Origin of the sequence: Pseudomonas sp. UFMG81 (assembly GCF_015354575.1) — a bacterium.
Taxonomy (GTDB): domain Bacteria; phylum Pseudomonadota; class Gammaproteobacteria; order Pseudomonadales; family Pseudomonadaceae; genus Aquipseudomonas.
Genome location: NZ_JACAFQ010000012.1, coordinates 48,939 through 73,594, shown reverse-complemented (window position 1 = coordinate 73,594; position 24,656 = coordinate 48,939). Strand labels below are relative to the sequence as shown.

The window sequence follows — 24,656 nt, the reverse complement described above, 5'->3', positions numbered from 1 at the left end:
GCATTGTTGCAGGAATTGCCGGGGCCGCTATGCGGCCCTTTCGCGGCACAAGGCCGCTCCTACAAGAATACGGTGCAGTACCTGTGGGAGCGGCTATCGTTAACGTTTCCTTAATGGCAAGCTTGCAAAATTGCTATCGGGTTTGTCGATAATCCCGAGCAGTTTTTTACGCTTTTCTTCGATACGTTTCGCGCTAGTCTGTGCACAGCTTTCACGGGGAAATACGCCAACATGCAACTGCGCAATTCATCTTCTCGCTATGGCCTGGTCAGCATCGTCATGCACTGGGGTGTGGCGCTGGCAGTCTTCGGCCTGTTCGGCCTGGGGCTGTGGATGGTCGGCCTGGATTATTACAGCCCCTGGCGCAAATCCGGCCCCGACCTGCACAAGAGCATTGGCCTTGTGCTGTTGGCGGTGATGCTGCTGCGGGTGCTCTGGCGTTTCGTCAGCCCACCGCCACCGGCACCGGCCAACCATGGCAAGGTGACGCGCCTGGCGGCGAAACTTGGGCACCTGGCCCTGTACCTGGGGCTGTTCGCCGTGATGATCGCCGGTTACCTGATCTCCACCGCCGACGGTGTCGGCATTCCGGTGTTCGGCCTGTTCGAAGTGCCGGCGCTGGTCAGCGACCTGCCGGATCAAGCCGATACCGCCGGGGTTATCCACCTGTGGCTGGCCTGGGGCCTGGTGATCTTCGCCGTGCTCCACGCGCTGGCGGCATTCAAGCATCATTTCATCGACCGTGACGCGACCCTCATCCGTATGCTGGGCCGCAAAGCTTGACTCTCAACCTCAATTGCAAAGGAAGGAAGTAAGGATGTTGAAAAAGACTTTTGCCGCTCTGGCGCTCGGTACCGCTCTGCTTTCCGCCGGCCAGGCCATGGCCGCCGAGTACAAGATCGACAAGGAAGGCCAGCACGCGTTCGTCGACTGGAAGATCAGCCACCTGGGCTACAGCTTCATCCACGGCACCTTCAAGGATTTCGACGGCCAGTTCACCTGGGACAGCGCCAAGCCTGAGGCCAGCAAGATCAGCGTCGACCTGAAAACCGCCAGCCTGTGGTCCAACCACGCCGAGCGTGACAAGCACATCGCCAGCGCCGACTTCCTGGACGTGAAGAAGTACCCGCAAGCCAAGTTCGTCTCCACCAGCGTCAAGTCCACCGGTGAAAAGACCGCTGACGTGACCGGCGACCTGACCATGCACGGCGTGACCAAGCCAGTCACCTTCAAGGCCACCTTCAACGGTGAAGGCAAGGACCCATGGGGCGGCGAGCGCGCCGGCTTCAACGCCACCACGACCCTCAACCTGAACGACTTCGGCATCAAGGGCCCGGGTGCTACCTCGCAAACCCTGGACCTGGATATCAGTGTCGAAGGTGTGAAGCAGAAGTAATTTGCCTCGCTAACAAAAACGCCGCCCAATGGGCGGCGTTTTTGTTTGTGTTCTGTTCGCCGGCAAGGCCGGCTCCTACAGGTGTGTAGCTGTAGGAGCCGGCCTTGCCGGCGAATGCGGCATCAGCCCTTGCGGGTCAACAGCGCCGGGCGCTCGCCGCGTGGGCGGCTCGGCAGGTCGTCCAGTTGCTCGGGCGTTGGGTAACGGTCGAGCTTGGACTCCTTGCGGATGATTACCGGTGCCGGCTGCGAGTCGCGCGGGTTGCGCACGGCCGGTTCCTGGCGCGCCGAATCGTCACGGCGGTTGCGGCCACCGTTGTTATCACGACGGGCGCCGCCATTGCTGCCGCCACCGTTACGGGCGCGTTTTTCGCCCGAGCCCTGGTTCTGGCCTTGGCGCTGCTGGCCATTGCCACGGCCTTGGCCCTGAGCCTGGCCGCCGCCACTGCGCTGGCCTTGACCCTGGCCCTGGCCTTGACCACCGCCACTACGCTGACCTTGCCCCTGGCCCTGACCGCCATTGCCACCGGGGCGACGGTTGCGGCCCTGGTTCTTGGCGTTCTGGTAGGGGCTGACGTAGTCGGCGCGGTTACCGAAGTTGTCCACGTCGTCGTCCAGGAACTCTTCCGGGTCACGATTAGCCGGCGCCTTCGGTGCGGCGTTCTGGCCCTGGCTGGCCTGCTGCTGGCGCGGCTTCTTGTCACGCGGCTTGCGCTGCTCGCCTTGCTGCTGCTTGTCGCCAGACTTCTCCTTGTCGGCCTGTTTCTCGGCGGCAGGCTTCTGCTTGCCTTTGTCCTTGCCCTTGTCCTTGCGACCGCCGCTGCCGTCTTTGCCGGCGTCGCCGCGAGCTTGCTGGTTGCGGCCACCGCGGCCGTTGTTCTGCGGGCGCTCGCGCACTTCGGGCTTTTCCGCCTCGACTTGCGAAGCGTCAAAGCCCATCCAGTCGCCATCAGGGATTTTCTGCTTGGTGACGCGCTCGATGCTCTTGAGCAGCTTTTCTTCGTCCGGGGCGACCATCGAGATGGCTTCGCCCGAACGCCCGGCACGGCCGGTACGGCCGATGCGGTGAACGTAGTCTTCCTCGACGTTGGGCAGCTCGAAGTTGACTACATGAGGCAACTGGTCGATGTCCAGGCCACGGGCGGCGATGTCGGTGGCCACCAGCACGCGCACGGTGTTGGCCTTGAAGTCGGCCAGCGCCTTGGTGCGGGCGTTCTGGCTCTTGTTGCCGTGGATCGCGGCAGCGGTCAGGCCGTGCTTTTCGAGGTACTCGGCCAGGCGGTTGGCACCGTGCTTGGTGCGGGTGAACACCAGCACCTGTTCCCAGGCGCCGAGGGTGATCAGGTGGGCCAGCAGGGCGCGCTTGTGGCTGGCCGGCAGGCGGTACACGCGCTGCTCGATACGCTCGACGGTGGTGTTCGGCGGCGTCACCTCGATGCGCTCGGGGTTGTGCAGCAGCTTGTCGGCGAGGTCGGTGATGTCCTTGGAGAAGGTCGCCGAGAACAGCAGGTTCTGGCGCTTGGCCGGCAGGCGCGACAGCACTTTCTTCACATCGTGGATGAAGCCCATGTCGAGCATGCGGTCGGCTTCGTCCAGCACCAGGATTTCCACGTGCGACAGGTCGACGCTGCCCTGGCCGGCGAGGTCGAGCAGGCGACCGGGGCAGGCCACCAGCACATCGACGCCCTTGGCCATGGCCTGGACCTGCGGGTTCATGCCGACGCCGCCGAAGATGCAGGCGCTGATGAAGTTCAGGTCGCGGGCATACACCTTGAAGCTGTCATGCACTTGCGCTGCCAGCTCGCGGGTCGGGGTGAGCACCAGCACGCGCGGTTGGCGCGGGCCGTGGCGCTGCGATTTGTCGGGGTGGCCACCCGGGAACAGGCGCTCGAGGATCGGGAGCGCGAAGCCGCCGGTTTTACCAGTACCTGTCTGGGCGGCGACCATCAGGTCGCGGCCTTGCAACACGGCGGGAATGGCCCGCTGTTGCACCGGAGTGGGCTGGGTATAGCCCGCGGCCTCGATGGCGCGGACAAGAGCCTCGGAGAGACCGAGGGAAGCAAAGGACATGGGCAATCCTGTTCTCGTGGGGGCTGGGCCCGATGGGGTGTTCTGCCTGGCGCGACGGGCATCGGAGGGATGCGATCGCGTCCGGTCCAGCTGGGCGATCACAGGGTATCCAGGGGGCGGCGGGTAGCACGGAGGGTGCTGCGCTGCGGGTCGGGATGCCTGTGAAGAGGCCGAGCGTCCGGGCGTGAGCCGGGCGGGAAGGCCCGAGTATAACAGAGCAATCAGCGTGTGCTGCGTTCCTGCTGCTCAACGGCGAAAGGAATCTGCTCGGCGCCGACATAACGCGCATTGATGGCGGCGTACCCCGGCTCCTGCTTGAACCGCTGCAACTCTTCGGAGAACGCCTGGGCCAGTTGTTCCCTGCCGGGCTTGCGGGCCAGGCCCAGGTACTGTTGCTGGCGGCCGATCACCAGCGGCAGTTCCTCGACGGTCTGCTCCATGCCGAGCTTGCGTATCAGGTAGCGCCCAACCTTGCGGTCGGTCACCAGCAGGTCGATGCGCCCGAGTGCCAGCTTGCCGAAGTTGGCTTCGTGGCTGGGCGCCGATTCGCGGCGAAACAGCGGCGAGTCGGCGAAGGTGCTGTCGTAGGTGTAGCCCGGCGAGGTGCCCACGGTCAGGCCGGCGAGGTCTTCGAGGTTGTTCACCGTGTGGCGGCGGGCGCGGGCCTGGAACAGGACGAACTCGACATCCGACATCGGCTCGTCAGGGTAGACCATGAACCCTTGGCGTGAATCGATACGAAAGACATCCATCACGCCGTCCACCAGGCCCTGCTGGATCATCGCCAGGCAGCGCTTCCAGGGCAGGATTTCCCATTGCACCTCGACGCCCAGGCGCTTGAACACTTCGTTGGTCACTTCGTAGTCGATGCCTTTGGGTTGGGCACCGTCCTGGTAGAGGTAGGGCGCCCAGTCATCGCTGACGATGCGCAGGCGTTCAGCGTGGGCCAGCGGGCTAAGGCAGGCCAACAGCAGGCAGAGCATACGTAGGCGGGCGGGCATGGCGCGGGGCGGGCTCAAGGCTGGTAGCCCTGCAATGGCATCCCCGGCATGCCGATCAGTCCTGTTGTCGCTTCATCAGGTGCGACTCGACCTCATGCCGCCGGCCCCCCAGGGAGAGGCGCAACCCGGGGTGGCGCAGGCAGCGGCGCAGTTGTTGCGGGTCCAGCTGGCCGTGGCGTTGGTTGAGGTTTTCCAGCGCCTTGTCCCACCAGGCCGAGGCACAGGCGCGGTCGAACTCGTTCGGGTAGGGGTAGCAGCCGTACAGCAGTTCACGGGCGAACTGGCGCTGGTGGCTCGGGAGCATCAGGGTCAACGCCTTGTAACCCATGCGGTGCAGGGCGGGCGGGCGCGGCAACTGGTCGTTGACCAGCAGCACGTCGGCCAGTGCAGCCTCACTCAGCGGCGCATCGCCATGCTTGCGTAGCCAGGCCTGGATCTTGGCGCGGAACTGCGCCTTGCGGCTCCAGTAGTGGTGGATGACGTCGGTGCATTCGCTGACGTTCAGGGTGCGGTAGGCGGCCACTGCCAAACAGAACTCTTCCAGCGTGTAGGCCTCGCGGGCCAGGGGGTGGAACTCGTCCATCATGGCGATGGAGCGCTCGAGCAGCGGCGCGTCCTCGGCGTTGAGGCCGATGACCCCGGAGTTGAGCAGCGGCATCTGGCAATCGGCCAGGCCACGCGCCTGGAGGATATCCAGCAGGTTCTTGTACAGCACGCACTTCTGGTTCTCGCCAAAGCGCCCACCGATGGCATTGCACAGCAGGGTGCCGGGCTCGATACGGCGGAACAGCTCAAGTGGAGAAGTGCGGAAGAAGGTATCGGTGTCGATGAGGACCGCCTGGGGATGCTGCTCCAGGACTTTGTGGATCAACACATGCTTGCTGCGAAAGTGATAGCCGTGGGGCTGGTTCCAGGCCTTGCGCGTGGCTTCGTCGAGCAGGTGGGTGGTCACCGGCAGCTGGCGATACGGTTCGAGGTTGTCGGTGTAGACCTGGATGTCGAGTGCTGCGCCGGGCGTGCCGCCCAGGTGCGCCAGGGCACTGACGATGCTGAAGCAGGCTTCCTGGTGATAGGTGGCCGGGCCGAATGCCAGGTAGACGAGCTGAGGATTGGCGGAGACTGGGTGCTGCATACGGGCCGTTAACCTATCGCAAGGTAAAAGTGAAGAAGGCTTTAGCCTAAGCCAAAGCCTCCTTCATGGCGACGATTTTCAGCGCGGCAGCTTCAGGTTGTTCCAGATCGCCAGGCTCGGTTCGGCCTGGTTCAGGGTGTAGAAGTGCAGGCCCGGTGCGCCGCCTTGCAGCAGTTGTTCGCACATGCGGGTGATCACTTCCTCACCGAACGCCTGGATGCTGGCGGTATCGTCGGCATAGGCTTCCAGCTGCTTGCGGATCCAGCGCGGGATCTCGGCGCCGCAGGCGTCAGAGAAGCGCGCCAGCTTGCTGTAGTTGGTGATCGGCATGATGCCGGGCACCACCGGGATGTCCACGCCCAGCTTCTGTGCGCGCTCGACGAAGTAGAAGTAGCTGTCGGCGTTGAAGAAGTACTGGGTGATGGCGCTGTCGGCACCGGCCTTGACCTTGTGCACGAAATTGGCCAGGTCGTTCTCGAAATTGCGCGCCTGCGGGTGCATTTCCGGGTAAGCCGCCACTTCCAGGTGGAAGTGGTCGCCGGTTTCCTGGCGGATGAACTCGACCAGGTCGCTGGCGTAGCGCAGCTCGCCGCTGGCCATGCCCATGCCCGACGGCAGGTCGCCGCGCAGGGCGACGATACGCTTGATCCCGGCGGCCTGGTACTCGGCCAGCAGCGAGCGCAGGTCGTCCTTGCTGTCACCCACGCAGGACAGGTGCGGGGCGGCGGGCACCTTCACTTCGCTTTCCAGCTGTAGCACGGTGTTCAAGGTGCGGTCGCGGGTCGAGCCACCGGCACCGTAGGTGCAGGAGAAGAAGTCCGGGTTGTAGCTGGCCAGCTGGCGGGCGACGCCCATCAGCTTTTCGTGGCCGGCGTCGGTCTTGGTGGGGAAGAACTCGAAACTGTAGCGGCGTTCTTGTGACATCACTCGTTCCTTCGGCAGTGGGCCATCGGCTGCTGCCTGCAAATAAAAGCCAGGGCGGTGGGGGCCGGCCTGGCTCGGACATCGGTTCGAAACGTTGCCTGCCGGCATCGGGCGTGTGCCCTGATGCCGGCATCCCGCCGCTTAGTAGCGGTAGGCGTGCGGCTTGAACGGACCTTCGACGGTCACACCGATGTACTCAGCCTGCTGCGGGGTCAGCTGGGTGACCACGCCGCCGAAGCCACGGACCATTTCCAGGGCCACTTCTTCGTCCAGCTTCTTCGGCAGTACTTCAACAGTCAGGCGCTCGGCCTTTTTCTCGGCCGACAGGTCGGCGAACTTCTGCTCGAACAGGAAGATCTGCGCCAGTACCTGGTTGGCGAACGAACCGTCCATGATGCGGCTTGGGTGACCGGTAGCGTTGCCCAGGTTCACCAGGCGGCCTTCGGCCAGCAGGATCAGGTAGTCGTCGTTCTGCGGGTCGAAGTCGCCAGCGCCGGTGCGGTGGATCTTGTGCACCTGCGGCTTGACCTCTTCCCACGCCCAGTTCTTGCGCATGAAGGCGGTGTCGATTTCGTTGTCGAAGTGGCCGATGTTGCACACCACGGCACGCTTCTTCAGCGCTTTGAGCATGTTGGCGTCGCAGACGTTGACGTTACCGGTGGTGGTGACGATCAGGTCGATCTTGCCCAGCAGTGCCTTGTCGATGCTCGCTTCGGTACCGGTGTTGATACCGTCGATGAACGGCGAGACCAGCTCGAAGCCGTCCATGCAGGCCTGCATGGCGCAGATCGGGTCAACTTCGGAAACCTTGACGATCATGCCTTCCTGGCGCAGCGACTGGGCCGAACCCTTGCCCACGTCACCGTAGCCGATCACCAGGGCTTGCTTGCCCGACAGCAGGTGGTCGGTACCGCGCTTGATGGCGTCGTTCAGGCTGTGACGGCAGCCGTACTTGTTGTCGTTCTTGCTCTTGGTGACCGAGTCGTTGACGTTGATCGCCGGGACCTTCAGCTCGCCCTTGGCCAGCATGTCCAGCAGGCGGTGCACGCCGGTGGTGGTCTCTTCGGTCACGCCGTGGACGCGGTCCAGGACGGCAGGGTATTTCTTGTGCAGCAATTCGGTCAGGTCGCCGCCGTCGTCGAGGATCATGTTGGCGTCCCATGGCTGGCCATCCTTGAGGATGGTCTGCTCCAGGCACCACTCGTACTCTTCTTCGGTTTCGCCTTTCCAGGCGAAGACCGGGATACCGGCGGCAGCGATGGAGGCGGCGGCCTGGTCCTGGGTGGAGAAGATGTTGCAGGACGACCAGCGCACTTCGGCACCCAGGGCAACCAGGGTTTCGATCAGCACGGCGGTCTGGATGGTCATGTGGATGCAGCCCAGGATCTTGGCACCCTTGAGCGGTTGCTCGGTCAGGTACTTGCGACGCAGGCCCATCAGGGCAGGCATTTCCGATTCGGCGATGATGGTTTCGCGACGACCCCAGGCGGCCAGGGAGATGTCAGCGACTTTGAAATCGGTAAAGCCGGCAGGCGTGTTTACAGCGCTCATGAAGAGCCTCCATTCGTAGTGTGCGAATGGGCGCCGTTGTGCGTTGAGCGTCCGCGTGGCGGACAACGCCCCAACCGAGCCTGACAGGACGAACCTGCTGCAGCGCCCCTCGGTCGGGTGGCGGGATGGCCACCACTGCGGGGGGCCATTTGAATCGGCGGGGATTATAGCCGTGGGCGTGTGACAGACCCAAGGCTTTCTGTCGATTAATCGAGACGATAGTCGATGCTCAATGGAGCGTGACCCGCCGGTCTGCCATCATTACCGCACGTCAAACACGCAGGTCAGGAGTACAGATGAACTTTCACACCCGCAAATGGGTAAAACCCGAAGACCTCAACCCCAATGGCACCTTGTTCGGCGGCAGCCTGCTGCGCTGGATCGACGAAGAGGCGGCGATCTACGCCATCGTCCAGCTGGGCAACCAGCGCGTGGTGACCAAGTACATTTCCGAAATCAATTTCGTCAGCGCCTCGCGTCAGGGCGACATCATCGAACTGGGCATCACCGCCACCGAGTTCGGCCGCACCTCCATCACCCTCAAGTGCGAAGTGCGCAACAAGATCACCCGCAGGGCCATCCTCACGGTGGACAAGATGGTGTTCGTCAACCTGGGTGAAGATGGCTTGCCGGCTGCGCACGGCAGGACCGAGATCAAGTACATCCAGGACCAGTTTCCGGATTCTGCGGTCGAGTGAACCGTCTTGGGGCTGCTATGCAGCCCTATCGCCGGCAAGCCGGCTCCCACAGGTACAGCGCAGGCCATTGGCTTGCACAAGCCTGTGGGAGCTGGCTTGCCAGCGATAGGGCCGCACAGCGGCCCCGGCATGCTCAAGGCTGGGCGCTGACCTTGCGCACCACCTTGCCCACCGTCAGGCCTTGAATCAGGATCGACGACAACACCACGATATAGGTGATCGACAGCAGCAGGTCGCGCTCTTCACCTATCGGCAGCGACAGTGCCAGCGCCACCGACACGCCCCCGCGCAAACCACCCCAGGTCAGCACACGAATGGTGCCCTGCGGCACTGCGCGCCAGCGGCGCAGCAGGACGATGGCCGGGGCCACTGTGAGCAGCCGCGCCAGCAGCACTGCCACCGCCAGCACGCCACCCGCCGCCAGGTGCAGCCAGTTGAACGGCAGCAGCAACAGCTCCAGGCCGATCAGGGCGAACAGCAGCGCGTTGAGCATGTCGTCGATCAGTTCCCAGAAACCGTCCATGTAGCGGCGGGTCATGTCGTTCATCGCCAGGTTGCGCCCCAGGTTACCGATGATCAGGCCAGCCACCACCATGGCGATCGGCGCCGACACATGCAGCTCGTAGCACATCGCCGAGCCGCCGATCACCAGTGCCAGGGTCAGCATCACCTCGACCTGGTACTGCTCGACGCTCTTGATCATGCGGTAGGTGGCGTAGCCGATCAGGCCGCCGAACACCACGCCGCCAATCGCTTCGCGGGCGAACAGCAGGGCGGTGTCGGCAACGCTCGGCGTCTCGCCCAGCTGGATGATGCCCAGCAACACAGTGAACACCACTACGGCCGTGCCATCGTTGAACAGCGACTCACCCACGATGGTGGTCTTCAGCGGTTTCGACGCGTTGGCGGTACGCAGCGCGCCGAGCACGGCGATCGGGTCGGTCGGCGAGATCAGCGCGCCGAACAGCAGGCAGTAGATCAGCGGCACGTGCCAGCCGAACAGGCCGAACACCCAGTGCGCCAGGTAGCCGATCACCACGGTGGCGATCAGCACCCCGAGCGTGGCCAGCAGGCCGATCGGCCAGCGGTAGCTGCGCAGGTCGGCGAGGTTGACGTGCAGGGCGCCGGCGAACAGCAGGAACGCCAGCATCCAGTGCATCAGCAGGTCGTTGAAATCGATCTGGTTCATCAGCCCTTCGACGCGTTCTTCCAGGCCCGGGAAGCCGATCAGGCTCAGGCCCTGGAGCATCAGGGAGAACAGTAGCGCCGTGACCATCACGCCGATGGCGGGTGGCAGGCCGATGAAACGGTAATTCACATAGGTGAGGAGGGTGGTGAGGCAGATAAACGCGGCAACTAATTCAAGCATCCCGAATCCTGTGACAGTGGCTTCCAAGTCGTTACCCGAATGGCTCGGGCAGTTCTTGGATGATCTGGCGGCGCGTTCGGGACACACCTTATGACCAGAATTGTCGGGATGGTTCCAGGGATAGGCCCTGTGTAAGTGCTTGTTCGCCGGCAAGCCGGCTCCTACGGGGCGCCCCTCTATGCTTGCCGGCGAACCGCTATATAGTGATCGCCCCAAAACGACTGCAAGGATCTCAAGGCGTGTTGGCAACCTCTCTGGTACTGGTCGCAGCCCTGCTGCACGCCACCTGGAACACCCTGATCAAGTTCAGCGCCGAGCGCCTGCTGGTGATCGCCAGCATGGACCTGGTGGCACTGGTGTTCGCGGTCCTGGCCGTGGCCTTCGTCGACTTCCCGCCAGGCGAGATCTGGCCTTGGCTGCTGGCTTCGGCACTGGCCGAGCAGCTGTACCGCGTGCTGCTGATCAAAGCCTACCGAGTCGGTGACCTGGGCCTGGTCTACCCTCTGATGCGTGGGCTGTCGCCGCTGGTGGTGCTGGGGTTGACCCTGGCCTTCGCCGGCGAATCGCTCAGTCAGCAACAGATCATCGGCATCCTGCTGATCCCTTGCGGCATGGCCTGTCTGCTGTGGCAGGGCGGCGGCGGCGACCGGCTGCCTTGGTCGATGCTGCCGGTGGTGGCGCTGATCGGCCTGTGCATCGGTTGCTACACCTGGTTCGACGGCCAGGCCGTGCGCCTGTGGGGCAAACCGCTGGATTACCTGGTGTGGCTCACTCTGCTCAGTGCCTGGCCATTCCCGTTGCTGGCCGGCGTGGCCCGGCGCGCACCGTTCGTGCTGTTCTGGCGCACGCAGTGGAAGCTGGGGCTGGCGGTGGGGGTGTGCGTGCTGTTGAGCTACGCCCTGGTGCTGTGGGCCATGCACCTGGGCTCGGTGGCCGAGGCGGCGGCGTTGCGCGAGCTCAGCGTGATCCTGGTGGTGCTGCTGGGCATGCGCTACCTCAAAGAACCTTTTGGCGGCCCGAGACTCCTAGCTTGCGGGCTGGTCCTGGCGGGCATGCTGGTGATGAAGCTCTGACCGATCCATTTTGAACAAGGAGTCCTGACCATGACCGTAGCCCTGTGGTGCATCCTTATCGCCCTGGTCCTGCCCCCGCTGTGCGCCCTGATTGCCAAGGCCAGCAGTGGCCGCTTCGGGCTGAAGGACAATCATGATCCGCGTGCTTTCCTCGACACCCTGTCGGGCCTGCCGCGGCGAGCCCACGCCGCCCAGCAGAACAGCTACGAGGCGTTCCCGGCGTTTGCCGCGGCGGTGCTGGTGGCCGACATCGTCGGCAATGCCGAGCAGGTGACCCAGGATGTGCTGGGGGTGATGTATATCACCAGCCGGCTGCTGTACATCATCTGCTACCTGGCCGACTGGGCGGCGCTGCGCTCGATCGTGTGGTTCGCGGGGTTGGCGTTGATCGTGGCGTTCTTCGTCGTGTCGGTCTGAGACCGCGTCGAACACCGTCCCCTGTAGGAGCGGCCTTGTGTCGCGAAAGGGCCGCGAAGCGGCCCCCGGGTTTTGGTGTCAGCGCACAAATTGCTGGGGCCGCTCTGCGGCCCTTTCGCGATACAAGGCCGCTCCTACAGGCGAGTGTGCGTCAGGGCACCTTCGGTACCTCGGGCAATGGCTGGCCCTTGGGCCACAACATCCAGATCTGCCCCTGCTGTTTCATGTTGCCCGCCAATTCGCCGGCTTCGGGCCCAGTGCCCCAGAACAGGTCCGCGCGCACCTCGCCAGTGATGGCCCCGCCGGTGTCCTGCGCGCCCACTGGGCGTACCACCGGGCTGCCGTCAGGCCGCGTGGTGGACAACCACAACAAACTGCCCAGCGGGATCACCTTGCGGTCGATGGCCACGCTGTAGCCGGCGGTCAGCGGTACGTTGAGCGAACCGCGCGGGCCTTCGTTGCTGTCCGGGCGAGTGCTGAAGAACACGTAGCTGGGGTTGCTGGCCAGCAGCTCGGGCACACGCTGCGGGTTGGCCATGGCCCAGGCGTGAATGCTGCCCATGGTCACGTCTTCCTTTTTCAGTTGGCCTTGCTCCACCAGCCAGCGGCCGATGGGCCGATAGGGGTGGCCGTTCTGGTCGGCATAACCCATGCGCAGTTGGCGCCCATCCTCCAGTTGAACCCTCCCGGAGCCCTGGATTTGCAGGAACTGCAGGTCCATCGGGTCGGTCAGCCAGGCCAGCACCGGTGCCTTGGCGCCGTCGCGGTTGATGGTCTCGGCGGTGTCGTAGGGCTTGAGCACCCGCCCCTCGAGACGACCGCGCAGGCGCTTGCCCTTGAGTTCGGGGTACACGCTGGCCAGGTCGACCACGATCATGTCTTCGGGCACGCCGTACACCGGCACGTGCGCCGCTTCCGTGCGGTTGAGGCTGCCCGGGTAGACCGGCTCGTAGTAACCGGTGATCAGGCCATTGGCGTTGTTCTCGGCCGAGCGCAGGCCATACACCTGCAGGTTCTGTTCGAGGAAGGTGCGCACCTGGGCGGCGCTTGCCGTCGCCGTGCCGGCCGCCTCGCAGGTGGCGGCCCAGACCGGGTCACGCTTGAGCTTTTCGCAGCCGCTGCGCCAGGCGTTGAAGCCGGCCAGCAGGTCGTCGTCGCTCACTGCGGGCAAATCCTGCCAGGTGGCGAGGGCGTAGGTGGCGATGGCGTGGGGTTCTGGCTTGGCGTTCTCGCCGCCGTTGCAGCCGGCCAGCAGGGCCAGGGCAGGCAGCGCCCAGGCAAGGTGACGCAATGCAGAGGTCATGAATGCGATCCTGTGGCGGACGAAGATGAATATTCGCCCTTGTTTTCTGTGTGGCTATTGGTCTTTGGCCAATGGGCGGCGATACTGGCGCCCCGTTGTTCCTGGCCGAAGAGACCGTGATGTTCAAGCGATTGACCGTAGTACTGCTCGCCGCAATGGCCCTGGCCGCCTGTGACCAGGTCGACCCCAACTCGCCGCTGGGCCAGCGCAAGGCGATCTTCAAGCAGATGCTCAAGACCAGCGAGGACATGGGCGGCATGTTGCGCGGGCGGTTGCCGTTCGATGGCGCGAAGTTCGCCGACGGCGCGGTCAAGCTCGATGGCCTTTCCCACCAGCCTTGGCAGCACTTCCCGCAGGTGCGTGACGAGGGCGACAGCAGTGCCCGGGCGGACGTCTGGGAGCGCCAGGCGCGGTTCCATGCCCTGGCCCGGCAACTGGAAGGAGTCACAGGCGAGCTGGTGGACGTGACGCGCAGTCAGCCGTTGGAGGCCGCGCAGCTCAAGGGGCCGATGGACAAGGTCGAGGCGGCGTGCAAGGCGTGCCATACCGAGTTTCGTAATCACTGATCGACGCTCCGGCCCTATCGCCGGCAAGCCGGCTCCCACAGGGTATTTGTGGGAGCCGGCTTGCCGGCGATAGGGCCCTAACAGGCGATCAGCGCTCCAGCTCGTCCACCGCTTCCTGCAGTTCTTTTTTCGCCTCGGCGAGCTTGTCCTTGCGCTTGTTGATCTTCTCCGCGTCACCTTTCTTCATGGCCTTGTCCAGGTCCTTGGTGCGCTGGTTCACTTCGTGACGGGCGTCGAGCACCTTCTGCTCGCGCTCCTTGCGCAGACCCGCATCGGTGCAATGCTCGGTCACTTCACTCAGGGCCGTCTCCAGCCCGGCCAGTTGGTCGGCGTTGCCATGGGCGCGAGCTTGTTCGATCTGTTCGCTGATGGCCTGGCGCTTGGCCGCGCAGCCGGTCAGCGCCGGCTGTTCTTCGGCGGCCAGCAGCGGGGTGGCGGCGAAGCCGAGCAGGGTAGACAGGGCGAGGGACGAAAGCAGTTTCATCGGGGGCTCCATTCGGGGCGGGGCAGCGGAAAGGGGAAATGCTGCCCTGATCCGCGCAAATTAGAAACCCTCGATTGCATGGTCGCGCAGTCGCAGTGCCAGACTCTGCACCTGTTCATGCTGGAAAAAGCCATGCAACTGCGTGGCTCGGCCAGGGCCGACACCGGGTTCGGCAAGCCATTGCTCAATGTTTCTGGAGGCCAGGGTATGCCAGTCGGGGCCTAGCCTCAGGCTTTTCGGGGCCGGTACGCCAAGGGCGCGCAACCAGCGCTCGAATGGCTGCCGGCGCGCATGCAGGAAGGCTTGGTGCAGGTACTCGGCGCGGGCATCGGCAATACCTGGTAGCGCCGCCAGGGCGCCTCGGTCGAGGTCCAACCAGTCGGCCAAGGTGCCGAGCTGCCCGTTGTCGATCAGCAATTGCCATGTGCCCGGGCCAGCCCCCGGCATGTTCAAGCCCTGTTTGCCACTTAGCCAGGTGGCTCGGGCGAGAAACTGTTGCTGGCAGCCTGGGCTGGCCTGCCAGCAGCTCAAGGCATGGTGAAGCGCTGGATCAGGCGCGATGACTGGCGCCCGGTGTGCGCTACGGTGCACCACGCTCTCCAGGCGTGGAATGGTCAGCCCTGCCAGGCTTATGGCGACTTGGTCGCCTGGGCGAATGTCCAGTTGCTGCCAGCGTGCCAGTGAACCGAGGCTGACTTGGCTGATACGCCGGTCATCGAGCCGCAGGGGTTCGAGCTGCAGCAATGGGGTGATACGCCCGGTGCGGCCGATGCGAAAGCGCACGTCGCGGACCTGCGCCAGCGCTTGCTGAAACGGGTATTTCCAGGCAGCGATCCAGTAGGGGGCTTGCGCGTGCCAGCGTTCTGCCGGTGGCCGGCTGTCCTGGCGCAGAATCACGCCGTCGGTGGCGAAGGGCAGGGCGCTGCGATACCAGTGCTGGCGCCAGCGCGCAGCGTCTTCATAGCCGGCAATGGCCACGCTGTGGTGCAGGGTGTCGCTAAATCCCAGTGCAGCCAGCCGTGCCAGGCGTTCGGCCTGGGTGTTCGGCCCGGCCGGCCAGTCCCAGATGAACAGGCCGATACCGGCGCCCTCGGCTTCACTCAACCGCTTGCGCGCCAGCAGGCCGGCCACGGTGCCGCGCGCATTGACGCTGCCAGCCGCGGCTTGTACATGGCCTTCCAGGCGCCAGTACAGTTCGCCTTGAAAGACCGCATCCAGCGGCTCCGACAGCTGTCGCACAATGCCGCTCAGATGGGGGATATGCCGGCTCCAGTCATGTCCCTGGATGCCGTCGCCGCGGCTTAGCACCTGGCTCAGCAGCCCCTGGCGAAAGATCAGCGACACGGCCACGCCATCGACTTTCGGCTGTAGCCACACCGCCTGCCTACCCTCCAGCCAGCGACGCACGGCCTCGTCATCGACGAGCTTGTCGACACCGACATGGGGAATGGGGTGTGGGATGGGGCCGCGAGCACTCGCCAGTGGGGTGTCATTGCCGGGCAACTTGAAACAGCCCAGCAGGTGTTCGAGTCGCTGCCGGCTTTGGTCGTAGAGCTCGTCGGCCACCAGGGCCACGCCCTGGCGGTGGTAGAGGTCGTCCCAGTGCGCCAGCGTTTGGCGCAAGTCAATGACCTCAGCGCGGGCCCGCCCTGTGCTCCAGTCCGGGCAGGATTGGGCGCTGGCCAGTGGGAAGTGCGATAGCAGCAGGAAAAGCAACAACCTGAACGACATGCCCGGCATCCTTGCGCGGCGAAGGTGAATGCTCAGCCTAGGCGCGGAGCAACGCTGTCGATGCCTCACGTTGTATGCCGATATGTCACAAAAAAAGCCCCTGCCGATCACTCGGCAGGGGCTTTCCTGTACCGCCGTAGGAGGCTTACAGACCAGCAGCGGCGCGCAGGGCGTCGGCGCGGTCGGTGCGCTCCCAGGTGAAGGTGGTGAAGGTGTCGTCGCCGACAGTCTTCTGCTGTGGGGTACGGCCGAAGTGACCGTAGGCAGCGGTTTCCTGGTACATCGGGTGCAGCAGGTCGAGCATGGTGGTGATCGCGTACGGACGCAGGTCGAAGCACTCGCGCACCAGCTGGACGATCTTGTCGTCGGAGATCTTGCCGGTACCGAAGGTGTTCAGCGAGATCGAAGTAGGCTGGGCCACGCCGATGGCGTAGGACACCTGGATCTCGCAACGCTCGGCCAGGCCTGCGGCTACGATGTTCTTGGCCACGTAGCGGCCGGCGTAGGCGGCGGAACGGTCGACCTTGGACGGGTCCTTGCCGGAGAACGCGCCGCCACCGTGGCGGGCCATGCCGCCGTAGCTGTCGACGATGATCTTGCGGCCGGTCAGGCCGCAGTCACCCACCGGGCCACCGATGATGAACTGGCCGGTCGGGTTGATGTGGAACTGGGTGTCCTTGTGCAGCAGTTCGGCCGGCAGGGTGTGCTTGACGATCAGCTCCATCACCGCTTCCTGCAGGTCTTTTTGCGACACTTCAGGGTTGTGCTGGGTGGACAGGACCACGGCGTCGATACCGACCACCTTGCCGCCTTCGTAGCGGCAGGTGACCTGCGACTTGGCGTCCGGGCGCAGCCACGGCAGCAGGCCGGACTTGCGCGCTTCGGCCTGGCGCTCGACCAGGCGGTGCGAGAAGCAGATCGGGGCGGGCATCAGCACGTCGGTTTCGTTGCTGGCATAGCCGAACATCAGGCCCTGGTCGCCAGCGCCCTGGTCTTCCGGCTTGCTGCGGTCGACGCCCTGGGCGATGTCCACCGACTGCTTGCCGATGATGTTCATCACGGCGCAGGTGGCGCCATCGAAACCGACGTCGGAGCTGTTGTAGCCGATGTCGACGATGACCTTGCGCACGATGTCTTCCAGGTCGACCCAGGCCGAGGTGGTGACTTCGCCGGCGATGATGGCGACACCGGTCTTGACCAGGGTTTCACACGCGACGCGGGCGAACTTGTCCTGGGTGATGATGGCGTCCAGCACTGCGTCGGAGATCTGGTCGGCGATCTTGTCCGGATGCCCTTCGGACACGGACTCGGAAGTGAAAAGGGAGTATTCGCTCATCTCGAGGGGTTCCTAAAATTTACCGATGTGTGTGTCGCCAGCGGCCCGCTGGAAATGCCGGACCTGGATCTGGAAACCGTTACGCAAGCCAACGTAGAGGCTGTCCCCGTGGGCCAGCCCCGCCGCATTGGCCCAACGGGCCAGGTCGTCCTGTTCGAAACCAAGCCAGAGGTCGCCGCAGGCATCACGCGCCCACCCCTGGTCATGGCTGCACAGCTCGGTGACCAGCAGGCTGCCGCCCGCCTTCACCCGTTTGGCCAGCAGGCGCAAGGCCAGGGCCGGGTCGCTGAAATGGTGCAGGACCATATTCAGCACAACGCAGTCGGCTTGCACCTCCGTTGCACCCAGTGCATCGGCCAACTGCAGGTTTACGTTATCCAGCTTGTCGCGCTCGCAGACCTGGCGGGCCAGGTCGAGCATGGTCGGGCTGTTGTCCATGGCCGTGACCTGGGCGAAACGCCGGGCCAGGTCTGGCAGGAAACCGCCATCGCCCGGGCCGACTTCCAGGGCGCTGGCATCGCTGGCGAAGCTCAGCTTGTCGAGCAGCGCCAGCAGGCTGTCGCGGTACTGCGGCAGGCCGGCGATGAGGTCTTGCTGGGCGCGGAATTTTTCTTCCACGCGCAGGAAAAAATCCTGGCTGGTGGCGGCGCGGCGCTGTTGCACTTGGGCGATACGCGCCTGAACGTCCTGCGGCAGGGCCAGGTCATCGACCTCCTCCAGCAGCGCCGTGTGCAGGCGCCCGCCAGGTTTCAGGCTGTCGGGCAGGGCGCGGCGGTAAAAGATCGCGTTGCCTTCACGGCGGGTCGCCACCAGCTCGGCCTGGGCCAGCACCTTGAGGTGGTGGCTCATGCCGGACTGGCCGATGTCGAAGATCTGCGCCAGCTCCAGCACGCCGAACGAGTCGCTGGCCAGTGCCCGCAATACATTCAGGCGCAACGGGTCGCCGCTGGCCTTGCACAGGGCGGCCAGCGTCTCGCTGCTTAGAAGTGGAATGGGGGCGCGAAGATTCATGGGGCGGGAGTCTAGACAGGCAATGCTTTCATCGCAATAGCAATATCAAAAAGTTTTGATATTGCCTGATGGGCGGGGCTTCGATGGTTGCTTCGAGGGTTAACGGTTCCCGCTGTTTTTACCCAAATACCCGGCCAATCACAGGAAAAATGCCCGACTGCGACCATCCGTCATTGCCCCCGGCCCCCCCAGTGGGCGAAAATGGCCGCCTTTTTTCGTTTCACCACCTATTCAAGCCCCAGGAGACTCAGCGATGCCCAGCCGTCGTGAACGTGCCAACGCCATTCGTGCCCTCAGCATGGATGCCGTGCAAAAGGCCAACAGCGGCCACCCAGGTGCCCCCATGGGCATGGCGGATATCGCCGAAGTGCTTTGGCGCGACTACCTGAAGCACAACCCGAGCAACCCGAGCTTCGCCGACCGTGACCGCTTCGTGCTGTCCAACGGCCACGGCTCCATGCTCATCTATTCGCTGCTGCACCTGACCGGCTACGACGTCACCATCGACGACCTCAAGTCGTTCCGCCAGTTGCACAGCCGCACCCCGGGCCACCCGGAGTTCGGCTACACCCCAGGCGTCGAAACCACCACCGGCCCGCTGGGCCAGGGCCTGGCCAACGCCGTGGGCTTCGCCCTGGCGGAAAAAGTGCTGGGTGCCCAGTTCAACCGTGAAGGCCACAACATCGTCGACCACAACACCTACGTGTTCCTCGGCGACGGCTGCATGATGGAAGGCATCTCCCACGAAGTCGCCTCGCTGGCCGGCACCCTGGGCCTGAACAAGCTGGTCGCCTTCTACGACGACAACGGCATTTCCATCGACGGTGAAGTGCACGGCTGGTTCACCGATGACACGCCGAAGCGCTTCGAGGCCTACAACTGGCTGGTGATCCGCAACGTCAATGGCCACGACGCCGACGAGATCAAGACCGCCATCGAGACCGCGCGCAAGAGCGACCGTCCGACCCTGATCTGCTGCAAGACCATCATCGGCTTCGGTTCGCCAAACAAGCAGGGCAAGGAAGACTGCCACGGTGCTCCGCTGGGCAACGACGAAATCGCTCTGGCCCGCAAAGAACTGAACTGGAACCACGGCCCGTTCGAAATCCCGGCCGACATCCAGGCCGAGTGGGATGCCAAGGAAGCTGGCGCCAAGGTCGAAGCCGAGTGGAACAAGCGTTTCGATGCCTATGCCGCCGCCTTCCCTGAACTGGCCAGCGAACTCAAGCGTCGCCTGAGTGGCGAGCTGCCGGCTGACTTCTCGGAGAAAGCCGCTGCCTACATCGCCGAAGTCGCCGCCAAGGGCGAGACCATCGCCAGCCGCAAGGCCAGCCAGAACGCCCTGAACGCCTTCGGCCCGCTGCTGCCTGAATTCCTCGGTGGTTCGGCCGACCTGGCCGGCTCCAACCTCACCCTGTGGAAAGGCTGCAAGGGCGTCGAAGCCAATGACGCCAGCGGCAACTACGTGTTCTACGGCGTGCGCGAATTCGGCATGACCGCGATCATGAACGGCGTCGCCCTGCACGGCGGCCTGGTCCCGTACGGCGCGACCTTCCTGATGTTCATGGAATACGCTCGCAACGCCGTGCGCATGTCGGCACTGATGAAGCAGCGCGTGATCCACGTCTACACCCACGACTCCATCGGCCTGGGCGAAGACGGCCCGACCCACCAGCCGATCGAGCAGCTGACCAGCCTGCGCAGCACGCCAAACCTGGACACCTGGCGCCCGGCCGACGCGGTCGAATCCGCCGTCAGCTGGAAAGCCGCCCTGGAGCGCAAGGATGGCCCATCGGCGCTGATCTTCTCGCGTCAGAACCTGCAGCACCAGGACCGCGACGCCCAGCAGATCGCCGACATCGCCCGTGGCGGTTACGTGCTCAAAGACTGCGCCGGTGAGCCTGAGCTGATCCTGATCGCCACCGGTTCCGAAGTGGGCCTGGCCGTCCAGGCCTTCGACAAACTGACCGAGCAGGGCCGCAAGGTCCGCGTGGTGTCGATGCCGAGCACCAGCGTGTTCGACGCCCAGGACGCAGCCTACAAGCAGTCGGTACTGCCACTGCAGGTCGGTGCGCGCATCGCCATCGAAGCCGCCCACGCGGACTTCTGGTACAAGTACGTCGGCCTCGAAGGCCGCGTGATCGGCATGACCACCTACGGTGAGTCGGCGCCGGCCAGCGCGCTGTTCGAAGAGTTCGGCTTCACCCTGGACAACATCCTGGGTACCGCTGAAGAGCTGCTGGAAGACTGATGTATCCGGGAGACCATGTGCCTCCCACCTGATCGCGGGGCAAGCCCGCTCCCACAAGGCATCAAGGTGCCTTGTGGGAGCGGGCTTGCCCCGCGATGGTCGTTCAACGCACTTGTCACGTGAGTATCGAATGCCCCACCCGCGTCCCTACAAAGTTGCACTCAACGGTTACGGCCGCATCGGCCGCTGTGTCCTGCGCGCACTGTTCGAGCGGGGGGCGAAGGCCGGTTTCGAGATCGTCGCGCTGAACGACCTGGCCGACCAGGCCAGCCTGGAGTACCTGACGCGCTTCGACTCCACCCACGGGCGTTTCCCCGGCGAGGTGAAGGTCGACGGCGACTGTCTGCACATCAATGGCGACTGCGTGAAAGTACTGCGCAGTGCCACCCCCGAAGGCATCGACTGGGCCGCGCTGGGCATCGACCTGGTGCTCGAGTGCTCCGGTGCCTACAACACCCGCGCCGATGGCCAACGCTTTCTTGATGCCGGCGCGCCGCGCGTGCTGTTCTCGCAGCCCATGGCCAGCGAAGCCGACGTCGACGCCACGGTGGTCTACGGCGTGAACCAGGATTGTCTGACCGGCAGTGAGTTGCTGGTGTCGAATGCCTCCTGCACCACCAACTGCGGCGTGCCGTTGCTGCGGGTGCTGGACCAGGCGTTCGGCATCGAATACGTGCAGATCACCACCATCCATTCGGCAATGAACGACCAGCCGGTGATCGACGCCTATCACCACGAAGACCTGCGCCGTACCCGTTCGGCGTTCCAGTCGGTGATCCCGGTGTCCACCGGGCTTGCCCGGGGTATCGAGCGCCTGCTGCCGGAACTTGCCGGGCGAATCCAGGCCAAAGCGGTACGCGTGCCGACCGTCAATGTGTCGTGCCTGGACATCACCCTGCAGACCGCCCGCGACACCAGCGCGGCCGAGGTCAACCGGGTGCTGCGCGAGGCCGCCCTGGATGGCCCGCTCAAAGGCTTGCTGGCCTACACCGAGCTGCCCCACGCCAGCTGTGATTTCAACCATGACCCGCATTCGGCCATCGTCGATGCCAGCCAGACCCGCGTTTCCGGCCCTCGCCTGGTGAACCTGCTGGCCTGGTTCGACAACGAATGGGGGTTCGCCAACCGTATGCTCGACGTTGCCGAACACTATCTGCACGTCGTCCACCCCACCCGCAGCAAACAGCCCTGAAGGACTGCATTCATGACCGTGTTGAAGATGACCGACCTCGACCTGCAAGGTAAGCGCGTACTGATCCGCGAAGACCTCAACGTGCCTGTGAAGGACGGCGTGGTCGCCAGCGATGCGCGTATCCTGGCCGCGCTGCCGACCATCAAGCTGGCCCTGGAAAAGGGCGCGGCGGTAATGGTCTGCTCGCACCTGGGCCGCCCGACCGAAGGCGAGTTTTCGGCCGAGAACAGCCTCAAGCCGGTCGCCGACTACCTGAGCAAGGCCCTGGGCCGCGAAGTGCCGCTGGTCGCCGACTACCTGGGCGGCGTCGAGGTCAAGGCCGGTGACATCGTGCTGTTCGAAAACGTGCGCTTCAACAAGGGCGAGAAGAAGAACGCCGACGAGCTGGCGCAGCAGTATGCTGCCCTGTGCGATGTGTTCGTGATGGACGCCTTCGGCACCGCCCACCGCGCCGAGGGTTCCACCCATGGCGTGGCCAAGTTCGCCAAAGTCGCAGCTGCCGGCCCGCTGCTGGCCGCCGAGCTGGACGCCCTGGGCAAGGCCCTGAAGGCCCCGGCCAAGCCGATGGCGGCCATCGTCGCCGGCTCCAAGGTATCGACCAAGCTGGACGTGCTGAACAGCCTGAGCACCGTGTGCGACCTGCTGATCGTCGGCGGCGGCATTGCCAACACCTTCCTCGCCGCTGCCGGTCACCCGGTGGGCAAGTCGCTGTACGAAGCCGACCTGGTCGACACCGCCAAGGCCATCGCCGCCAAGGTCAACGTGCCGCTGCCGGTCGACGTGGTGGTTGCCAAGGAATTCGCTGAAAGCGCCGAAGCCACCGTCAAGGCCATCGCCGACGTGGCGGCTGACGACATGATCCTCGACATCGGCCCACAGACCGCTGCCAACTTCGCCGAACTGCTGAAGTCGTCGCAGACCATCCTGTGGAACGGCCCGGTCGGTGTGTTCGAATTCGACCAGTTCGGCAACGGCACCAAGGTGCTGGCCCAGGCCATCGCCGACAGCGCCGCGTTCTCCATCGCTGGTGGTGGCGACACCCTGGCAGCCATCGACAAATATGGCGTCAGCAAGGATATCTCCTACATTTCCACCGGTGGCGGTGCGTTCCTCGAGTTCGTCGAGGGCAAGGTTCTGCCGGCCGTGGCAATCCTGGAAGAGCGAGCCAAGGCCTGATTGAAACGGCGCCTGGCAAAGGGAGCGAGCCGATGGTCAAGCAATTGCCTGTGATGATCGTGGCCTTGTTACTGGGCGCCTGCTCCAGCAACAAGGGCAACGAGGCCGATCCGGCGCAGCCGCCCAAGGGAGGGTGCTACCAGTCCCAGTGGCAGGCGGAGACGGCACCGGTGATCAACAAGCGCCTGGGCCCGGACGGCCTGGAAAAGTATGACGACGAGCACCAGCGCAAGGCGCCGGGCTGCCCTTGATCGGGTGGTAGGCAACCTAACTGGGGTTTCGTGGTCTTGGACATTGGGTCTGCCGCTGCGGCCTCATCGCGGGGCAAGCCTGCTCCCACGTTGAATGCGTGGGAGCGGGCTTGCCCCGCGATGAGGCTGATACAGCAGGCCTGCTGCGAGGATGTTTAATGAAAGCGCTTCTGGCCGCTCTGGCCCTGGCGACCCTGGCAGGCTGCTCGTTGCTGCAACCTGCCCAACCCGCCCCGGCGGACACTTGGACCCGCTGGGTCTGCGACAGCCAGGCCGAGGTGCTGTGGCGCTTCGCCGATGCGAAACAGGATGCGGTCGACGTGCGCCTTGGCGGCGGCGACCAGGTCTACCGGCTCAAGGCCGAGCCGGGCGCCTCGGGCGCGCTGTACAGCGATGGCGTGCTGGCCTTCCATACCAAAGGCCAGGAAGGCCTGGTGTACTGGGTGGCAACCAACGATCTGATTGGGCGGGGCTGCAAGGCACCGTGACTGGCCGGGCCACGACGATGGCCCACACTACTTGAACAGCAACCGCCCCTGCGGCAGGCTTGCAAGACACAACGACGCTTGTCGGGAGAGAGATACACCATGGCACTCATTAGCATGCGCCAGATGCTGGACCACGCCGCCGAGTTCGGTTACGGCGTTCCAGCTTTCAACGTCAACAACCTCGAGCAGATGCGCGCCATCATGGAAGCCGCCGACAAGACCAACTCCCCGGTCATCGTCCAGGCTTCGGCAGGCGCCCGCAAATATGCCGGTGCCCCGTTCCTGCGCCACCTGATCCTGGCGGCCATCGAAGAGTTCCCGCACATCCCGGTGTGCATGCACCAGGACCACGGCACCAGCCCTGATGTGTGCCAGCGCTCGATCCAGCTGGGCTTCAGCTCGGTGATGATGGACGGCTCGCTCGGTGAAGACGGCAAGACCCCGACCGACTACGAGTACAACGTCCGTGTGACCCAGCAGACCGTGGCCATGGCCCACGCCTGCGGCGTTTCGGTAGAAGGCGAGCTGGGCTGCCTGGGTTCGCTGGAAACCGGCATGGCCGGTGAAGAAGACGGCATCGGCGCCGAAGGCGTGCTCGATCACAGCCAGATGCTGACCGACCCTGAAGAAGCCGCCGACTTCGTCAAGAAAACCCAAGTCGACGCCCTGGCCATCGCCATCGGTACCAGCCACGGTGCCTACAAGTTCACCAAGCCGCCTACCGGCGACGTGCTGGCGATCGACCGCATCAAGGAAATCCACAAGCGCATCCCCAACACCCACCTGGTGATGCACGGTTCCTCCTCGGTGCCGCAAGAGTGGCTGGCGATCATCAACCAGTACGGCGGTGACATCAAAGAGACCTACGGCGTGCCGGTCGAAGAGATCGTCGAAGGCATCAAGTACGGCGTGCGCAAGGTCAACATCGACACTGACCTGCGCCTGGCTTCCACCGGTGCCATGCGTCGCCTGATGGCGCAGAACCCGAGCGAGTTCGACCCACGCAAGTTCTTCGGTGAAACCGTCAAGGCCATGCGCGACGTGTGCATCGCCCGCTACGAAGCCTTCGGCACCGCCGGCAATGCCTCGAAGATCAAGCCGATCTCGCTTGAAGGCATGTTCCAGCGCTACGCCAAGGGCGAGCTGGTGGCCAAGGTCAACTGATCCGGCGCCGTTGCACAAGAAAACCCGCAAAGATGCGGGTTTTTTTGTGCCCGTATCCAGGCGAAACCCTGCT

At 64.4% G+C, this 24,656-nt stretch carries 23 protein-coding genes and 1 riboswitch; of the genes, 12 read left to right on the top strand and 11 right to left on the bottom strand.

The window, feature by feature from the left end; translation table 11 throughout:
• Positions 1-231: 231 nt before the first annotated feature.
• Together IX761_RS12010 and IX761_RS12005 are read left to right on the top strand one after the other, a co-directional pair.
• Positions 232-783: a cytochrome b gene (locus tag IX761_RS12010; protein WP_194789804.1), complete on the top strand. Its 552-nt coding sequence runs from the start codon at positions 232-234 to the stop codon at positions 781-783.
• Positions 784-817: 34 nt separating this feature from the next.
• Positions 818-1,396 (top strand): YceI family protein, encoded by a 579-nt coding sequence (locus IX761_RS12005; RefSeq protein WP_194789803.1) that lies wholly within the window; start codon positions 818-820, stop codon positions 1,394-1,396.
• Between the two features lie 122 nt (positions 1,397-1,518).
• On the opposite strand, the gene IX761_RS12000 is transcribed toward IX761_RS12005, so the two are convergent.
• From IX761_RS12000 to ahcY, 5 genes are all read right to left on the bottom strand, one after another.
• Positions 1,519-3,465 (bottom strand): DEAD/DEAH box helicase, encoded by a 1,947-nt coding sequence (locus tag IX761_RS12000; RefSeq protein WP_194789802.1) that lies wholly within the window; start codon positions 3,463-3,465, stop codon positions 1,519-1,521.
• Positions 3,466-3,686: 221 nt separating this feature from the next.
• On the bottom strand, positions 3,687-4,466 hold the full coding sequence (locus tag IX761_RS11995; protein ID WP_194789846.1) for a substrate-binding periplasmic protein: 780 nt from the start codon (positions 4,464-4,466) through the stop codon (positions 3,687-3,689).
• A 55-nt stretch (positions 4,467-4,521) separates the two neighbouring features.
• The gene (locus tag IX761_RS11990) at positions 4,522-5,598 is read right to left on the bottom strand and encodes a hypothetical protein (RefSeq protein WP_194789801.1); all 1,077 of its coding nucleotides are present in this window, start codon (positions 5,596-5,598) and stop codon (positions 4,522-4,524) included.
• A 78-nt stretch (positions 5,599-5,676) separates the two neighbouring features.
• Positions 5,677-6,522 (bottom strand): methylenetetrahydrofolate reductase [NAD(P)H], encoded by an 846-nt coding sequence (gene metF / locus IX761_RS11985; protein ID WP_194789800.1) that lies wholly within the window; start codon positions 6,520-6,522, stop codon positions 5,677-5,679.
• A 141-nt stretch (positions 6,523-6,663) separates the two neighbouring features.
• A complete protein-coding gene (gene ahcY, locus IX761_RS11980; RefSeq protein WP_194789799.1) occupies positions 6,664-8,073 on the bottom strand; it encodes an adenosylhomocysteinase in 1,410 nt (469 codons plus the stop codon).
• 21 nt (positions 8,074-8,094) lie between these two features.
• Positions 8,095-8,190: riboswitch (S-adenosyl-L-homocysteine riboswitch) on the bottom strand.
• Between the two features lie 179 nt (positions 8,191-8,369).
• Between ahcY and IX761_RS11975 the strand changes: the two genes are divergently transcribed.
• On the top strand, positions 8,370-8,771 hold the full coding sequence (locus IX761_RS11975; RefSeq protein WP_139673986.1) for an acyl-CoA thioesterase: 402 nt from the start codon (positions 8,370-8,372) through the stop codon (positions 8,769-8,771).
• Between the two features lie 133 nt (positions 8,772-8,904).
• Here the strand turns inward: IX761_RS11975 and IX761_RS11970 are convergent, their stop codons facing one another.
• Positions 8,905-10,140: a cation:proton antiporter gene (locus tag IX761_RS11970; RefSeq protein ID WP_194789798.1), complete on the bottom strand. Its 1,236-nt coding sequence runs from the start codon at positions 10,138-10,140 to the stop codon at positions 8,905-8,907.
• A gap of 239 nt (positions 10,141-10,379) precedes the next feature.
• Between IX761_RS11970 and IX761_RS11965 the strand changes: the two genes are divergently transcribed.
• Together IX761_RS11965 and IX761_RS11960 are read left to right on the top strand one after the other, a co-directional pair.
• On the top strand, positions 10,380-11,213 hold the full coding sequence (locus tag IX761_RS11965; protein ID WP_194789797.1) for an EamA family transporter: 834 nt from the start codon (positions 10,380-10,382) through the stop codon (positions 11,211-11,213).
• A 30-nt stretch (positions 11,214-11,243) separates the two neighbouring features.
• The gene (locus IX761_RS11960) at positions 11,244-11,630 is read left to right on the top strand and encodes an MAPEG family protein (RefSeq protein ID WP_194789796.1); all 387 of its coding nucleotides are present in this window, start codon (positions 11,244-11,246) and stop codon (positions 11,628-11,630) included.
• Between the two features lie 151 nt (positions 11,631-11,781).
• On the opposite strand, the gene IX761_RS11955 is transcribed toward IX761_RS11960, so the two are convergent.
• The gene (locus tag IX761_RS11955) at positions 11,782-12,933 is read right to left on the bottom strand and encodes a murein transglycosylase A (protein WP_194789795.1); all 1,152 of its coding nucleotides are present in this window, start codon (positions 12,931-12,933) and stop codon (positions 11,782-11,784) included.
• 119 nt (positions 12,934-13,052) lie between these two features.
• Between IX761_RS11955 and IX761_RS11950 the strand changes: the two genes are divergently transcribed.
• A complete protein-coding gene (locus IX761_RS11950; protein ID WP_194789845.1) occupies positions 13,053-13,499 on the top strand; it encodes a c-type cytochrome in 447 nt (148 codons plus the stop codon).
• 88 nt (positions 13,500-13,587) lie between these two features.
• Here IX761_RS11950 and IX761_RS11945 read toward each other — a convergent pair whose 3' ends face one another.
• The 4 genes from IX761_RS11945 to IX761_RS11930 all read right to left on the bottom strand — a co-directional run bounded on the left by IX761_RS11945 (position 13,588) and on the right by IX761_RS11930 (position 18,061).
• Positions 13,588-13,983 (bottom strand): DUF1090 domain-containing protein, encoded by a 396-nt coding sequence (locus tag IX761_RS11945; RefSeq protein WP_194789794.1) that lies wholly within the window; start codon positions 13,981-13,983, stop codon positions 13,588-13,590.
• A gap of 60 nt (positions 13,984-14,043) precedes the next feature.
• A complete protein-coding gene (gene ligB / locus IX761_RS11940) occupies positions 14,044-15,714 on the bottom strand; it encodes an NAD-dependent DNA ligase LigB (RefSeq protein WP_416366773.1) in 1,671 nt (556 codons plus the stop codon).
• A 145-nt stretch (positions 15,715-15,859) separates the two neighbouring features.
• On the bottom strand, positions 15,860-17,050 hold the full coding sequence (gene metK / locus IX761_RS11935) for a methionine adenosyltransferase (protein ID WP_194789792.1): 1,191 nt from the start codon (positions 17,048-17,050) through the stop codon (positions 15,860-15,862).
• A 12-nt stretch (positions 17,051-17,062) separates the two neighbouring features.
• On the bottom strand, positions 17,063-18,061 hold the full coding sequence (locus IX761_RS11930) for an ArsR/SmtB family transcription factor (RefSeq protein ID WP_194789791.1): 999 nt from the start codon (positions 18,059-18,061) through the stop codon (positions 17,063-17,065).
• A 253-nt stretch (positions 18,062-18,314) separates the two neighbouring features.
• Between IX761_RS11930 and tkt the strand changes: the two genes are divergently transcribed.
• From tkt to fba, 6 genes are all read left to right on the top strand, one after another.
• A complete protein-coding gene (gene tkt, locus IX761_RS11925) occupies positions 18,315-20,312 on the top strand; it encodes a transketolase (RefSeq protein ID WP_194789790.1) in 1,998 nt (665 codons plus the stop codon).
• 130 nt (positions 20,313-20,442) lie between these two features.
• On the top strand, positions 20,443-21,504 hold the full coding sequence (epd, locus tag IX761_RS11920) for an erythrose-4-phosphate dehydrogenase (protein ID WP_194789789.1): 1,062 nt from the start codon (positions 20,443-20,445) through the stop codon (positions 21,502-21,504).
• Positions 21,505-21,516: 12 nt separating this feature from the next.
• A complete protein-coding gene (locus IX761_RS11915) occupies positions 21,517-22,680 on the top strand; it encodes a phosphoglycerate kinase (protein WP_194789788.1) in 1,164 nt (387 codons plus the stop codon).
• Positions 22,680-22,931 carry a hypothetical protein gene (locus IX761_RS11910; RefSeq protein ID WP_416366774.1) on the top strand — a complete coding sequence of 84 codons (252 nt, stop codon included), beginning with the start codon at positions 22,680-22,682 and terminating at the stop codon, positions 22,929-22,931. The genes IX761_RS11915 and IX761_RS11910 overlap by 1 nt, the downstream gene beginning before the upstream one ends.
• A 158-nt stretch (positions 22,932-23,089) precedes the next feature.
• Positions 23,090-23,419, top strand: coding sequence for an MliC family protein (locus IX761_RS11905; protein WP_194789786.1), 330 nt, complete (start codon positions 23,090-23,092; stop codon positions 23,417-23,419).
• Between the two features lie 99 nt (positions 23,420-23,518).
• Entirely contained in the window at positions 23,519-24,583 is a 1,065-nt protein-coding gene (gene fba / locus IX761_RS11900; protein WP_194789785.1) for a class II fructose-bisphosphate aldolase, read from the top strand.
• The last annotated feature ends 73 nt before the right edge of the window (positions 24,584-24,656 follow it).

Excerpts from the sequence above, each read along its gene's own strand:
- IX761_RS12010 (WP_194789804.1), top strand. The coding sequence starts at position 232 with ATGCAACTGCGCAATTCATCTTCTCGCTATGGCCTGGTCAGCATCGTC.
- IX761_RS11995 (WP_194789846.1), bottom strand. The coding sequence starts at position 4,466 with ATGCCCGCCCGCCTACGTATGCTCTGCCTGCTGTTGGCCTGCCTTAGC.
- IX761_RS11990 (WP_194789801.1), bottom strand. The coding sequence starts at position 5,598 with ATGCAGCACCCAGTCTCCGCCAATCCTCAGCTCGTCTACCTGGCATTC.
- IX761_RS11970 (WP_194789798.1), bottom strand. The coding sequence starts at position 10,140 with ATGCTTGAATTAGTTGCCGCGTTTATCTGCCTCACCACCCTCCTCACC.
- IX761_RS12000 (WP_194789802.1), bottom strand. The coding sequence starts at position 3,465 with ATGTCCTTTGCTTCCCTCGGTCTCTCCGAGGCTCTTGTCCGCGCCATC.
- IX761_RS11950 (WP_194789845.1), top strand. The coding sequence starts at position 13,053 with ATGTTCAAGCGATTGACCGTAGTACTGCTCGCCGCAATGGCCCTGGCC.
- tkt (WP_194789790.1), top strand. The coding sequence starts at position 18,315 with ATGCCCAGCCGTCGTGAACGTGCCAACGCCATTCGTGCCCTCAGCATG.
- metF (WP_194789800.1), bottom strand. The coding sequence starts at position 6,522 with ATGTCACAAGAACGCCGCTACAGTTTCGAGTTCTTCCCCACCAAGACC.
- epd (WP_194789789.1), top strand. The coding sequence starts at position 20,443 with ATGCCCCACCCGCGTCCCTACAAAGTTGCACTCAACGGTTACGGCCGC.
- IX761_RS11915 (WP_194789788.1), top strand. The coding sequence starts at position 21,517 with ATGACCGTGTTGAAGATGACCGACCTCGACCTGCAAGGTAAGCGCGTA.
- fba (WP_194789785.1), top strand. The coding sequence starts at position 23,519 with ATGGCACTCATTAGCATGCGCCAGATGCTGGACCACGCCGCCGAGTTC.
- IX761_RS11975 (WP_139673986.1), top strand. The coding sequence starts at position 8,370 with ATGAACTTTCACACCCGCAAATGGGTAAAACCCGAAGACCTCAACCCC.
- ligB (WP_416366773.1), bottom strand. The coding sequence starts at position 15,714 with ATGTCGTTCAGGTTGTTGCTTTTCCTGCTGCTATCGCACTTCCCACTG.
- IX761_RS11955 (WP_194789795.1), bottom strand. The coding sequence starts at position 12,933 with ATGACCTCTGCATTGCGTCACCTTGCCTGGGCGCTGCCTGCCCTGGCC.
- metK (WP_194789792.1), bottom strand. The coding sequence starts at position 17,050 with ATGAGCGAATACTCCCTTTTCACTTCCGAGTCCGTGTCCGAAGGGCAT.
- IX761_RS11945 (WP_194789794.1), bottom strand. The coding sequence starts at position 13,983 with ATGAAACTGCTTTCGTCCCTCGCCCTGTCTACCCTGCTCGGCTTCGCC.
- IX761_RS11905 (WP_194789786.1), top strand. The coding sequence starts at position 23,090 with ATGAAAGCGCTTCTGGCCGCTCTGGCCCTGGCGACCCTGGCAGGCTGC.
- ahcY (WP_194789799.1), bottom strand. The coding sequence starts at position 8,073 with ATGAGCGCTGTAAACACGCCTGCCGGCTTTACCGATTTCAAAGTCGCT.
- IX761_RS11960 (WP_194789796.1), top strand. The coding sequence starts at position 11,244 with ATGACCGTAGCCCTGTGGTGCATCCTTATCGCCCTGGTCCTGCCCCCG.
- IX761_RS11930 (WP_194789791.1), bottom strand. The coding sequence starts at position 18,061 with ATGAATCTTCGCGCCCCCATTCCACTTCTAAGCAGCGAGACGCTGGCC.
- IX761_RS12005 (WP_194789803.1), top strand. The coding sequence starts at position 818 with ATGTTGAAAAAGACTTTTGCCGCTCTGGCGCTCGGTACCGCTCTGCTT.